The organism is Mammaliicoccus sp. K-M42 (assembly GCF_022386375.1).
Taxonomy (GTDB): Bacteria; Bacillota; Bacilli; order Staphylococcales; family Staphylococcaceae; genus Mammaliicoccus; species Mammaliicoccus fleurettii.
Map to the genome: position 1 here is coordinate 66,714 of NZ_JAJNIS010000002.1, position 12,577 is coordinate 79,290.

Consider the following 12,577-nt stretch of genomic DNA (forward strand, 5'->3'; position numbering starts at 1 on the left):
AAATAGAGGTTGAGACAATTAATTTGTCTCAACCTCCTAATTAAGTACTAAACCTATTTCACGTTCTATCTAACTATTTCTAGTCTTTCTTCATCATCAGCGCCAACTGATTGTTCTATATGGACGTGTGTCTTTAAAAAGATTTCTTCAGGCTCACCTTTAAATTCAATTTGCTCTAATTTGAACTCAAATTCATATTCTTGATGATCTTTCTTTTTAATTAAAAAGGATTTATTTACTTTGTGCTTATGCAATTCATAATCAAATTCTGAAAAATCACTGTCCTCATTCTGATTATTAACACGTTCAATTAACGACAACATAATGTATTCAACTTTTAAATCACATGTTCCACCTTTAAATATTACTTTTCCTTTAATAGGTTCTTCTTCATTAAAAGTTGTTTTTTCTAGTCGTGTATCGATTGTTAGATTACCGATACCTATAGAGGTAAGTAATTTTTCAAACATAATTCAAATCCCCCTTAAACTTCATTAAGGCTAGTTTAACCCGATTAAACTAAAATTTAAAGAGAATTTATGAATATTTTTTTATTTCCTAATAAAAAATAAAACATAAGTAACATACCTATGTTTTATTTCTTAATTATTTATATAAACCTAATGCTTTTGATGTGGATGTATTTATCTCATTAAATAAATCTGGATGTTCAGATAAATTTAAACCAAATGAAGGTATCATCTGTTTAATTTTATCTTCCCATTTTGTAAAGTTATCAGGGAAACATTTTTCTAGCAACTGAATCATAACATGTACAGCTGTTGATGCACCTGGTGACGCTCCAAGTAAAGCTGAAATTGAACCATCTTCACTTGTTACGAGTTCTGTACCAAATTGCAATGTTCCTTTACCGCCTTCATTCGTGTCTTTTATTACTTGAACACGTTGACCTGCGATAACGATATCCCAATCTTCTAACTTAGCAGTTGGTATAAATTCTTTAAGATCTTCTAATCTCTTTTCATCAGATAAAAGTACTTGTTCAACTAAATACTTTGTAAGTCCCATTTCCTTTAAACCTGCAGATAACATTGTAAAAACGTTATTAGGTTTAACTGAACCAAATAAATCTAAATTTGATCCTGTTTTTAAGAATTTAGGTGAAAACCCTGCGAACGGTCCAAATAACAACGTTCTCTTACCTTCTATATATCTTGTATCTAAATGTGGTACAGACATAGGTGGCGCACCTACTTTGGCTTTACCATAAACTTTTGCTTCGTGTTTCGCAATAACTTCATCGTTATTACAAACCATAAATAAGCCACTTACAGGGAAACCACCAATGTTTGAAGCTTCTTTAATACCTGTTTTTTGAAGAAGAGGTAAACTTCCTCCACCAGCGCCTATAAATAAGAATTTAGTATTATGGTATTCTACTTTTTTAGTTTCACCATTGTAAATCTTTAATTGCCATGTATTATCTTCGTTTCGACGAATATTTTGTACAGAGTGATTGTAGTTTAGTTCAACACCCTTCTCATTTAAATCATCTAGTAAAGAACGTGTTAAATTACCAAAGTTAACGTCAGTACCTGATTCAATCTTAGTTGCAGCAATTCTGTCATCAGCTGGACGTCCTTCCATCATAAGAGGCATCCAATGTTTCAATGTTTCAAAATCATCCGTGAAAGTCATACCTGGGAATAGCGGATTACTTGATAACGCATCACAACGTTTTTTAAGAAACTGAACGTTCTTTTCCCCGTATACAAAACTCATATGTGGCACAGGACGAATAAAAGTTTCAGGATTAGGTAAGCTTCCTTTATTAACTAAATAAGTCCAAAATTGTTTTGATAATTGAAACTGCTCATTTATTTGAATTGCTTTATCAATATTTACAGAACCATCCGCCTCTTCTTTTGTATAGTTCAATTCGCATAATGCCGAATGACCTGTCCCAGCGTTGTTCCATTCATTAGAACTTTCTTCGGCTGGTTTTGATAATTTTTCAAATAATTTAACTTCTAAGTTTGGTGATAGTTCTTTAAGCATCATACCTAAAGTAGCACTCATGATACCCCCACCAATTAATATTACATCTGTTTTCTTATGTAATGAATTCATAATTAACTACAGAGCCCCTTTCAATATTAACCTATTTGACTATATATTAATGTCCATAAAAAATATACAAATTAATAATTTTATTTGAAATAATCTATGTATTATCTCTATTATAAACCTATTAGATTCATTTAAAAAGTGACAACAAGTACACATAGTGTAATATGTATTTTTTAATAGGATGTTACAATAAAATAGTCCGAAATTAGTATAACCTAATTACTATATCAATATAAATAGTATAACATATTCCCTTAATTAATGGTTTTAAAAATTCCAATAATACAAATAGTTTACATAATATAATTATGATTATTATAAAATAAATGCTTATTTATAATTAAAATGTGGTATTTAAATGATATAATCATAACAATCTAATTTTAAAGGAGTAATATATGAAAGATTTTCTGAATATACTTAAAAAAGGAAGCAAGTCTTCTCTATCTGCTGCAGTAGTTAATTTTATTCTTGGTTGTTTAAAGCTACTTGCCTTTATTTTTACAGGAAACATCGCTATGTTTGCAGAAATGATGCATTCATTTGGTGACTCAGCAAATCAACTATTTGTATTTATAGGTTCTGCTTTTTCTAAAAGAAGCCCAAATCAAAAGTTCCCATTAGGCTATGGCAGACTAATAAACCTTGTTTGTTTAATTGCTGTAATCATTGTTGGTATTCTTTCTTACGAAACGATAAAAGAAGGTTTTCACCACATTATTCATCCAAACAGTACAGAAGGCCCGTTACTATACTTTTGGATAAACATCGGCGTTTTAGCAATTGGTATTGTACTTGAAGCCGTTGTTTTAAGAAAAGCTGGTAAAGAAATATTAGAAGAAGCCGGCGAAAGCAGTAAAGGTCTGCTATCTCCATTTACAAAAAGTTATTTATTTATAGGTAAAGCAAAGCCTGCAACAAAGTTAGTATTTATGGAAGATACTGTTGCAACTGGTGGTGGTGTTATTGCCGTTATATCAATAATCATTGCACGCTTAACAGGATTAGGCATGTTAGAAGGTATCGCATCAGTAATCATAGGTGTAATGATGTTTATTATTGTAGGTATTATTTTTATAGAAAATGCTCAAGGCGTATTAGGTATTGCTGATCACGAATCAGAAATCCATGCTTCTAGAGTGATTTTAGATGATAAGTCTATTGCTGACATTAAACGTTTAGCAGTCATAAAAGAAGGAGAGGCACTTCATATAGAATGTTTATTAGAGGTAAATCAAAACTTTACACTGAAAGAGTTGTCAGAAATAAGAAAACGGATTATATTAAAACTGTTAGACTTATCACATGTTGAAGACGTGAATATAGAATTCATTGAAGATGATGGTCAAACAGACTGGAATGGAGATTCAGGTCCTTCAGCAAATATTCAATATGACAAGGAGCGTTAATTATGCCAATCGTAAACATTAAGTTAATTGAAGGTAGATCAGACGAACAATTAAAGGGTCTTGTAAAAGATGTAACTGAAGCAGTTCATCAAAATGCTAAAGCACCGAAAGAAAATATTCATGTAATCATTGAAGAAATGAAACCTGAGCATTATGGAGTTGCAGGCGTACGTAAATCTGATTCATAATCTTCGAATAAATAAAATATAAAAAAGCATTAAATGATCAGATTGATCATTTAATGCTTTTTTTATTTCCTTAAAATAGTTACTCGTTAAGAAATTTTTTGATAGCTTCTTTATTTTTCTCTTTATCGATCTTAAGAACAGCGCCATTTTCAACATCATTTGCATTTGTATATGAACCTTTTACTGGTACTGTTAATGTTTTTATATCTTTATCGCCTCTAGCTATAAAACTAGCTCCCGTTTTGTATATTGTTGGATCATCTAAATTAGTATTCACATATCCTCTAGCAATTCCAGCTAATTTAGGTGCTTTCATTACAGAATCTACACTTAATAATTCAGATTTAAGCCCTGTCATTACTTGTTGTTGCCTTCTAACTCGTCCAAAATCGCCTTCTTCGTCATTTCTATACCTTGCATAACCTAGTAATTCTTTCCCGTTTAAGTTATGTTGACCTTTTTTCAAAGAAACGCCGATTTTTTCAGACATATCTTTTTCAACATTGATTGGAACACCTTTTGGCGATATTTCATCAACCATTTGTTCAAATCCATCAAAATCAATGATTGCATAATATTCAGGATCAATATCAAGATTCTTTTTCAATGTCTTACGCAGTAATTCAGGTCCCCCTAGTGAATACGCTGTATTAATTTTATAATTGCGATAACCACCTGGAATTTCTGAATAAATATCTCTCATGACTGATACAATTTTAAGATCTTTCTTTAAATAATCATATTGAACAATCATAATTGAATCTGTTCTTGGTTGTGAATTATCTACTTTACGATCTTCCCCTAACACGAGAACATTAACTTTACCATCATTTCTTGTTGTACTATGGAATTTATGCAATTCATTCTTTTTCCCATGATCAGAAGAAACCTTTAAGCCTGATTTATAAGAAGCATTAATATAAAATCCAAGAGCAACTAATAGTAAGATGATACCTAAGATAATAAAAGGTCTTTTTTTAATTCTACGCTTTTTATTTCTTTTTGGTACATTCGTTTGACGATTGTCATCTGTTTCTGATTGATTTTGCGAAGTCATTGTTACCAACCTTTTATCTTCAAAATTGAGACTAATTATATTATAATGAGACTCATACATTAAGTTAAACAATTTCTCAATTAAAAATCAAGAAAAATTGCGAACCTAATTAAAAAATAAGACTTGAGACTGAATAAAGGATGGTAAAAATATAATGAATATGAATAAAGCGTATTTTGCAGGTGGATGCTTTTGGTGTATGGTTAAACCATTCGACGAATATGAAGGAATTGATAAAGTAACTTCTGGCTATATGGGTGGAACAACTAAAAATCCTACGTACGAAGAAGTTAAGCAAGGACATACTGGTCATTTAGAAGTAGTAGAGATCCAATATGATGTTGCTTTATTCTCATATAACAGATTATTAGAAATTTATTTCGCAATAATAGACCCTACTGACGCAAATGGACAATATCAAGACCGTGGTACACAATATCAAACAGCTATTTTCTATACAAATGATGATCAGAAGAAATTAGCTGAACAATATATTGAAGAATTGAATAAAAAGTTACCTGAAGATAAGTCAGTTGTGACTAAATTATTGCCTTATCAACCTTTTTACGAAGCTGAAGATTATCATCAAGATTTCTATAAGAAAAATCCAGCTCGTTATCAAGAAGAACAGGAAATCAGAAGAAGTTTAAAATAATAATGTGCTAAAATAACAACATATAATGATGTTATACTGCTATTTTTATGTAGCAATATTGTCAATTCATATATAATAGAGGAGCATGTCATGGAACATTGGATTACTGAATTTATGACACAATATGGCTATATTGGTGTCTTTATCCTAGTATTTTTAGAGTATGTTATACACCCTTTCCCATCAGAAATCATCTTAACTTTTGCAGGTTTTATGACTTCTCAATCAAATTTAAATATTTTCATCGTATGTTTAATTACAGTAATTGCAGCAGTACTTGGCGCACTTGTATTATACAGTATCGGAGCCTTTATAGGTGAAGAACGATTATATAAATTTGTAGATAAACGTGGAAAATATATAGGTATCAAAACTCAAGATTTAGATAAAACTATTAAATGGTTAGAAAAATATGGACATTGGGCAATCTTCATTGGCAGATTTATACCAATCGTCAGAACATTAATATCTTTACCAGCTGGAATTACTAAAATGAACTTACCAGCCTTTATATTATTAACAGCAATCGGAACTGGTATGTGGAACATTTTTCTTATAATGTTAGGTAAAACTTTAGGAAGCCATTGGCATGAAATTTTACTTTATGTAGGCATGTACTCTAAAGTGTTTATTATTGTTATAGCAATAGCTGCACTTTATGTGATTTATTTATGGTATAAGAGAATTAAAACAACACGTGCTAATTAAATAATAAAAAAAGAGCAGAATTTCATTTTTACAATGAATTTCTGCTCTTTTTAATTTTTTAAGACATTCATGTCCAGACTCTTTTTTTACTTGTGGTTTATCGTTAATGACACTCTAACTAAATTCCATAATAACGAACTATATTTTCTATAAACTAAATATCTTGGTTCCCAATCTGGAGCGTATTTTTGTTTATAGTTTCGTAATCCTTGAAAGCTATATAAACTGTTCATATTCTCGAATACTTTTGCAGCAAATTTCTCTCTTAAATAAGCATGTTTATTGAGTCCAACATTCGACAGTGTAGCCATTCCCATATTAAACTGTTTGTATCCTTCTTCTTTTGCCCACAGCAACATATGAATATATAAAGCATCCATCATAGAAATATCTATATCTTTATTCCATCTTATTAAATCTATAGAAACAGATTGATTATAATTCGTATACATTAATGTACAAAATCCTACAATTTCATTACTTACGTTTCTAATTACCGCAATCGGTGCTTTATTTAAATAGTCTAAATTAAATGCACCGACTGAGAAATTCATTTCTTTCTTTTCTCCTAACCAACTATCACTAATTGTTTGTAACATTTTAATCTCTTCTTCGGAATATGGCGTGTTTATTATTTCAAATTGATAACCTTCTGATTCCAGCTTATTATAAGTTGCGCGCATTCCACGTTTTTTCTTTCCAGATAAACTGAAACCATTTAAATCTATCAAGGCTTCTTCTCCTAATTTGAAAAAGACATTCCCATAATCATGATATAAAGATAATAATTTACTTTGTACTTGATAGAAAATGATGTCATACCCTAAGAAATACATTTGATCATAAAAGTCATTTAATGTTTCATTGAATTTATCTTTATTACCTATTGGGTCGCCAAGTACAATCACTGCATTCATAGTATAGCGATACATAATAAATACATCTTCATCTTTATTTACAAAAAATGATTTATCTCCCGTAAATGCTAAATGGCTTACGTATGATCCTTCATGATTATTGATTATATTGTTTATTGTTTCATAACTTGAATTTGTTGATACAGATTTCTGATATTTTTTGGAAAGCATAAATGTGATGCATACACCAAGTAAACATAAAATTGCAAGCACAATCCAAAACATCGTAAACACTGCATATTTATCAAATTTAGTAACTTCATGTGGATATAAATTTAAATAATTCACCGAAACGATTCGATTAAATATAAACATAGTAAAAATAAGGATACCACTTAAAACAATTTTGATAGGTGTCATATTTTTCTTTACGACAATAGCTTTTTTATACCCAATAAATAGCAATACAAGCAAAATGGCTAACCATAAAAATACAATAATTGTACTATTTGATAATATACATACAATCAACATGACAATAACAGAAATAATGCTCATTAACGTAGATCTCATAGTTCCTGACATCACACCTTTTGCACATATAAGCAACATTAGTGTTGATGCTGTATGCAACGCTAATATAATTGAATAAAACATGAAATGATGAGAATAAATCGCATCATACAATATTAGTATATGATTAAAATATAATACAAAACCTGTAATGCCTGAAAGTAATCCTAATGATAATGAAGGGATTTTCGCCATAAAATCACTTTGAACAGATTTAATAAACGATGTTGTATCCATAGCAGGTGTATAAAATTTACTTTCTTCGATATATTTTTTAGCTATGCCTCCAAACTCAATTGTTGATAGCCCTAGTGCAATTATAAATGGGAAGAAATAGTAAGCTACTCTATACAACAGCAATGCTAGTAATACTTGTTCTTCTGGCACGCCTAGTGATTTAATACCGAGTAAAATAACTAAGTCAAAAGCACCAAATCCACCTGGTATCATACTAATTAATCCAGATAATGCTGCAATTACAAATATTCCAACTAAATGAGCATAATCAATATTTATATGAAGTGCTTTTAAAATAATAAATAATAGAAAACTTGCAGCTAACCACTCTAAAGCTGATACTATTGTAAACTTTACCCCAAGAAATCTATCTCTTCTAATCGATGGTTTTAAAAAAGAAAATATAATAAACAATGGTAAAAATAAACTGCCTATATATAATACAATTTTTGCCCAATATATATTTGCCAATAAAGTATCAGCATTAAAAATACCTAATACAATTAACACACATAGCAAGCTTAACCCACTAAGCATTGATAATAGTAATAATGAAACGCTTTTAATTAATTCTTTTTTATCATTTACATCATTTCGATAAGAATAGATCCTTAAACCAGCTCCAATTAACCCACCAAATCCTAATATGCTATTAAATGTGTTAATAATGTAGCTTATAGATAAAATTTTGTGTATAGGCAAACTAATTTTTAATGATTGCTTTAGCATGATGTCATATAAGGATAATACTGAGACTGAAAGTACGCCTAACAATATAATGCCTACAAAATATGCTGTATTCATTTCTCTAAATAATACTATTGTTTTTTTAAAGTCTATTTTTCCAATTTCATTATGTAAAACATAGATAACGACACATAATATCGTACAAATAAACAAAAGCTTTACTAAAGAAAAAATTTTTTTACGTTTTAATATATTCATATATCAACCTTCTCTTACTTTATTCTCCCAAATAATACCATATAATGACATAAAATAGAATTCATTCATCGTTAAGCATTAATTAAAATAAAAATTAATAAATAAAAAAACTGCCTCAAAGCTGTACTTTGTAGGCAGTTTTAAAATTAATTTGAATTTTATTGTTCTCTATCAGGTAAAACTTCATCATCATTAAATTCGTATGGACCTGAATCGTTTTGATAATATTTATTATATCTACGTTTAAATAATGTAAATACATGTGATACAGCTACTTTAATAATTGCATATGCTGGAATACCAAGGATTACACCTAATACTCCTGCTAAATTACCTGCACATAATAATACAAAAATAATGGTTAATGGATGAATTTGCATTGTTTTACCCATAATATTTGGTGAAATAAAGTGACCTTCTAAAAATTGTACAGCTGCCCATACTATAGCAAGCTTTAACAGCATAAATGGTGAATCAATAGCTGCTAATACAATTGCAGGACTTATGGCAATCATTGGTCCTAAATAAGGTACTACGCTCGTAACAGCAGCAATACTTGCAAGTGTTAAAGCATATTCCAGACCAATGATTGAATAACCAATAAATAATAATACACCAATACAGAATGCAACTATCATTTGACCTTGAATATATGAACCTACTTGTACATTCATTTTATCAATTAAATCATGTGTATCTTTTCTAAATTTTGGTGGCATAATACTAATAAAATAGTTTCTAAATTTTCCACCATCTTTAAGTAAGAAGAACAAGACAAATGGGAATGTAATAATGATCACAACTACATGTGTAATCGTAGATACAAATGATTGAAACTTATTACCAAAATCTCCTAATGAGTTAGATATTTTTTTAGGAATATCACTAAAGTTTTGTTGTACCCAAATTTGAGCTTGAGCATAATAATCAGCTACAAAAGAATTTTGAGAAAGTTTTTGAATCCTATTACTAAATTCTTGTACATATGATGGTAAATTTTTCGAAAAACTTTCAACTTGATTTTGAACTACAGGAATCAATAAAGTCACAACAAGTGTTAACGCTCCTATAATAGCAAGTAATAAAATGATAATACCCCATAATCTTGAGATATTAAATTTTTCCATAAAATTAATAATTGGGTTAAATAAATAAAACGCAACAAATGCAACAATAATTGGGCCAACTAAAGTTGTTGTAATTGTTACTAAAGGTTCAAAAATGAACGATACGTTTTGAAAAATAAATATCGTTAAACCTATCAAGATCAATAATCCTAAAATAAAATATATATCTCTACCGCCAAAAAACTTCATAAATCTAGAGATTTTATTATGAGAATTATTGGATTTTGTTTCTCTTTCCAAAAAAAGCCCTCCTTCTAAAAGTTTATAATCCATTATACCCTAATCGTATTACTTTAAAAACTAAAAACTTACAAATATAGTTTACATAATATAATTATAATTATATTATCTAAAAATAGATATTGTTAATGATTTTGTAAGTGCTGACGCCCGAGGGAATAGTATGCGTGAGAGACTACAGGCTCGAGCCATACCCCTAGGCAAGCATGCACATACAAAATCGTGGAATTTTATAAAAAAAATAAGCATATCACTGTAAACTTTAAAAATCAGTTACGTGATATGCTTATTTATTTTGAGTTAGGACTTATATCCCAATCACATTTTAAAAATTTATTTAAACTTATTTAACGACTAAAATTTTATCGCCTTGTTCAACTTTACCAGTAACTAATGTTTCTAAAGTTGAGTCATTTAAGTTTGTAATAACAATAGGAGTAACTGTACTATCTGCATTTTCTTTAATGAAGTCTAAATCCACTTTCATTAAAGCTTGTCCCTTAACAATGTCAGTATCAGCTTCTGCTAAAATTTCAAAACCTTTACCTTCAAGCTTAACTGTTTCTAATCCGAAGTGAATTAATAATTCAACACCTTCATTAGATTCTAAGCCGATTGCATGTTTTGTAGGGAATGTCATTTTCAATTTACCATCAAATGGAGCAACTACTTCTCCAGTTTCTGGCATAATTGCAATACCATCACCCATCATTTTTTCAGAGAACACTTTATCTGGTACTTCAGAAATATTAATCACTTCACCTTTAATTGGAGAATAGATTGTAGCGCCACCTTCAGCAAGAATTGCAGCACTTTCTGCATCACCATCTTCAGTAACAGTTGTTTCAGTTGGTTTAGAAATTTCTCCAGAAATAATACGTGCCATATCATGTTTAATTTGATCTGACTTAGGACCAAAGATTGCTTGAATATTATTTCCTACTTCAAGTACGCCAGAAGCACCTAAACTTTTTAATTCATTTTTGTTAACTTCTGATTTATTTAATACTTCTACACGAAGTCTCGTAATACAAGCATCTAAATGCTTGATGTTTTCTTTACCACCCATTGCGTCTAAAACATCGAATGGTAATTCTGCTACTGAACTATTACGTGTTTCAGTTTCTTTATCTTCTCTACCAGGTGTTTTTAAATTAAATTTCTTGATAGCGAATGTAAATAAGAAGTAATAAACAAGAGCATATATAATACCTACTGGAATAACTAATAGCGCGTTTGTTCTATCCCAGTTTAATAATCCGTATAATACATAGTCTATAAACCCACCTGAGAATGTCATACCTATTTGAATATGTAACAAGTGCATTACTAAGAATGATGTACCTGCTAAAATTACGTGAATTCCATAAAGTACTGGTGCCACGAATAAGAATGAGAATTCTAAAGGTTCTGTAATACCAGTCAAGAATGATGTTAAACCTGCAGATAGCATTAAGCCACCAACAACTTTTTTACGTTCTGGACGAGCTTGACGATAAATCGCATAAGCTGCTGCTGGTAAACCGAACATCATAAATGGATATTTACCAGTTGTAAATGCACCAGCTGTAAATGGTACACCATCTTTAACTTGTGCCATAAAGATTCTTTGGTCACCACGTACTAACTCGCCAGCAGAGTTAACATAGTTACCGAACTCAAACCAGAATGGTGAATAGAATATATGATGCAATCCGAAAGGTATTAAAGCACGTTCAATAATACCAAAGATAAATGTAGTTAACGCTAAGTTTTTATCCAATAAGAATGTAGATAAATTATTTAATCCATCTTGTATTGGTGGCCAAGCAAATGAAAGAATAATACCTGCCACAATTGCAACAACTGATGTAATAATTGGTACAAATCGTTTACCTGCAAAGAATCCTAAGAAAGGTGGTAAATTAATATTATAATATTTGTTATAGCACCATGCAGCAAGTGCCCCCATTATAATACCACCGAACACACCAGTTTGTAGTGTCGGAATACCTAATACTAATGCATGTGCAGGATCTTTAGCTGTTTGCCCTAAAGTTTTAGCACCTTCAGCATAACTATAGATTTCATCAATTGAGATACCTTTTACAACACCCATGGTAGTATTCATAATCAAATAACCAACAAGAGCTGCTAATGCTGCTACGCCATCTCCTCCTGCTAAACCTAATGCGGTACCGAGTGCGAATAGTAATGGTAAATTATCAAAAATAATTTGACCGGATGACTCCATTACTGAAGCTACCATAACTATAGCATCAGTTTTTAACCAAGGTGCAATTTCAACGAACTGATCATTCTGCATTGCATTCCCGAATGCAAGTAAAATACCCGCTGCTGGTAGAATCGCAACTGGTAACATTAATGCTTTACCAATACGTTGCAATTGACCAAAGAATTTCTTAAACATATTTAATACCCTCCTATTTGTTTAACTTTATAAATTACGGCATGAAAAAAGGCATGAGCAAAAAAACTTACCATATTGGT

At 30.3% G+C, this 12,577-nt stretch carries 10 protein-coding genes; 4 read left to right on the forward strand and 6 right to left on the reverse strand.

What is annotated here, in order from left to right:
• Nucleotides 1-65 precede the first annotated feature (65 nt).
• Both LQ668_RS01755 and mqo read right to left on the reverse strand, forming a co-directional pair.
• Nucleotides 66-470: a sporulation protein gene (locus tag LQ668_RS01755; protein ID WP_078356350.1), complete on the reverse strand. Its 405-nt coding sequence runs from the start codon at nt 468-470 to the stop codon at nt 66-68.
• 136 nt (nt 471-606) lie between these two features.
• Nucleotides 607-2,091 carry a malate dehydrogenase (quinone) gene (gene mqo / locus LQ668_RS01760; protein ID WP_078356349.1) on the reverse strand — a complete coding sequence of 495 codons (1,485 nt, stop codon included), beginning with the start codon at nt 2,089-2,091 and terminating at the stop codon, nt 607-609.
• A gap of 398 nt (nt 2,092-2,489) precedes the next feature.
• Between mqo and LQ668_RS01765 the strand changes: the two genes are divergently transcribed.
• Together LQ668_RS01765 and LQ668_RS01770 are read left to right on the forward strand one after the other, a co-directional pair.
• Nucleotides 2,490-3,500: a cation diffusion facilitator family transporter gene (locus LQ668_RS01765; RefSeq protein WP_218702782.1), complete on the forward strand. Its 1,011-nt coding sequence runs from the start codon at nt 2,490-2,492 to the stop codon at nt 3,498-3,500.
• Between the two features lie 2 nt (nt 3,501-3,502).
• The gene (locus LQ668_RS01770; protein ID WP_078356347.1) at nt 3,503-3,688 is read left to right on the forward strand and encodes a 2-hydroxymuconate tautomerase; all 186 of its coding nucleotides are present in this window, start codon (nt 3,503-3,505) and stop codon (nt 3,686-3,688) included.
• Nucleotides 3,689-3,767: 79 nt separating this feature from the next.
• Here the strand turns inward: LQ668_RS01770 and LQ668_RS01775 are convergent, their stop codons facing one another.
• A complete protein-coding gene (locus tag LQ668_RS01775) occupies nt 3,768-4,745 on the reverse strand; it encodes an LCP family protein (protein ID WP_078356346.1) in 978 nt (325 codons plus the stop codon).
• A 154-nt stretch (nt 4,746-4,899) separates the two neighbouring features.
• Between LQ668_RS01775 and msrA the strand changes: the two genes are divergently transcribed.
• On the forward strand, nt 4,900-5,400 hold the full coding sequence (gene msrA, locus LQ668_RS01780; RefSeq protein ID WP_078356345.1) for a peptide-methionine (S)-S-oxide reductase MsrA: 501 nt from the start codon (nt 4,900-4,902) through the stop codon (nt 5,398-5,400).
• 90 nt (nt 5,401-5,490) lie between these two features.
• The gene (locus LQ668_RS01785; protein ID WP_107510094.1) at nt 5,491-6,108 is read left to right on the forward strand and encodes a DedA family protein; all 618 of its coding nucleotides are present in this window, start codon (nt 5,491-5,493) and stop codon (nt 6,106-6,108) included.
• Nucleotides 6,109-6,194: 86 nt separating this feature from the next.
• On the opposite strand, the gene mprF is transcribed toward LQ668_RS01785, so the two are convergent.
• From mprF to ptsG, 3 genes are all read right to left on the reverse strand, one after another.
• Nucleotides 6,195-8,720: a bifunctional lysylphosphatidylglycerol flippase/synthetase MprF gene (mprF, locus tag LQ668_RS01790; RefSeq protein ID WP_239775865.1), complete on the reverse strand. Its 2,526-nt coding sequence runs from the start codon at nt 8,718-8,720 to the stop codon at nt 6,195-6,197.
• Between the two features lie 158 nt (nt 8,721-8,878).
• Nucleotides 8,879-10,120, reverse strand: coding sequence for an AI-2E family transporter (locus tag LQ668_RS01795; RefSeq protein ID WP_218702779.1), 1,242 nt, complete (start codon nt 10,118-10,120; stop codon nt 8,879-8,881).
• A gap of 310 nt (nt 10,121-10,430) precedes the next feature.
• Nucleotides 10,431-12,497: a glucose-specific PTS transporter subunit IIBC gene (gene ptsG, locus LQ668_RS01800; protein ID WP_107510097.1), complete on the reverse strand. Its 2,067-nt coding sequence runs from the start codon at nt 12,495-12,497 to the stop codon at nt 10,431-10,433.
• Nucleotides 12,498-12,577: the final 80 nt, after the last annotated feature.

What these genes read in the sequence shown, in the direction of transcription:
- LQ668_RS01775 (WP_078356346.1), bottom strand. Translation starts at nt 4,745, where the DNA reads ATGACTTCGCAAAATCAATCAGAAACAGATGACAATCGTCAAACGAAT.
- LQ668_RS01770 (WP_078356347.1), top strand. Translation starts at nt 3,503, where the DNA reads ATGCCAATCGTAAACATTAAGTTAATTGAAGGTAGATCAGACGAACAA.
- LQ668_RS01785 (WP_107510094.1), top strand. Translation starts at nt 5,491, where the DNA reads ATGGAACATTGGATTACTGAATTTATGACACAATATGGCTATATTGGT.
- mqo (WP_078356349.1), bottom strand. Translation starts at nt 2,091, where the DNA reads ATGAATTCATTACATAAGAAAACAGATGTAATATTAATTGGTGGGGGT.
- mprF (WP_239775865.1), bottom strand. Translation starts at nt 8,720, where the DNA reads ATGAATATATTAAAACGTAAAAAAATTTTTTCTTTAGTAAAGCTTTTG.
- ptsG (WP_107510097.1), bottom strand. Translation starts at nt 12,497, where the DNA reads ATGTTTAAGAAATTCTTTGGTCAATTGCAACGTATTGGTAAAGCATTA.
- msrA (WP_078356345.1), top strand. Translation starts at nt 4,900, where the DNA reads ATGAATATGAATAAAGCGTATTTTGCAGGTGGATGCTTTTGGTGTATG.
- LQ668_RS01765 (WP_218702782.1), top strand. Translation starts at nt 2,490, where the DNA reads ATGAAAGATTTTCTGAATATACTTAAAAAAGGAAGCAAGTCTTCTCTA.
- LQ668_RS01755 (WP_078356350.1), bottom strand. Translation starts at nt 470, where the DNA reads ATGTTTGAAAAATTACTTACCTCTATAGGTATCGGTAATCTAACAATC.
- LQ668_RS01795 (WP_218702779.1), bottom strand. Translation starts at nt 10,120, where the DNA reads ATGGATTATAAACTTTTAGAAGGAGGGCTTTTTTTGGAAAGAGAAACA.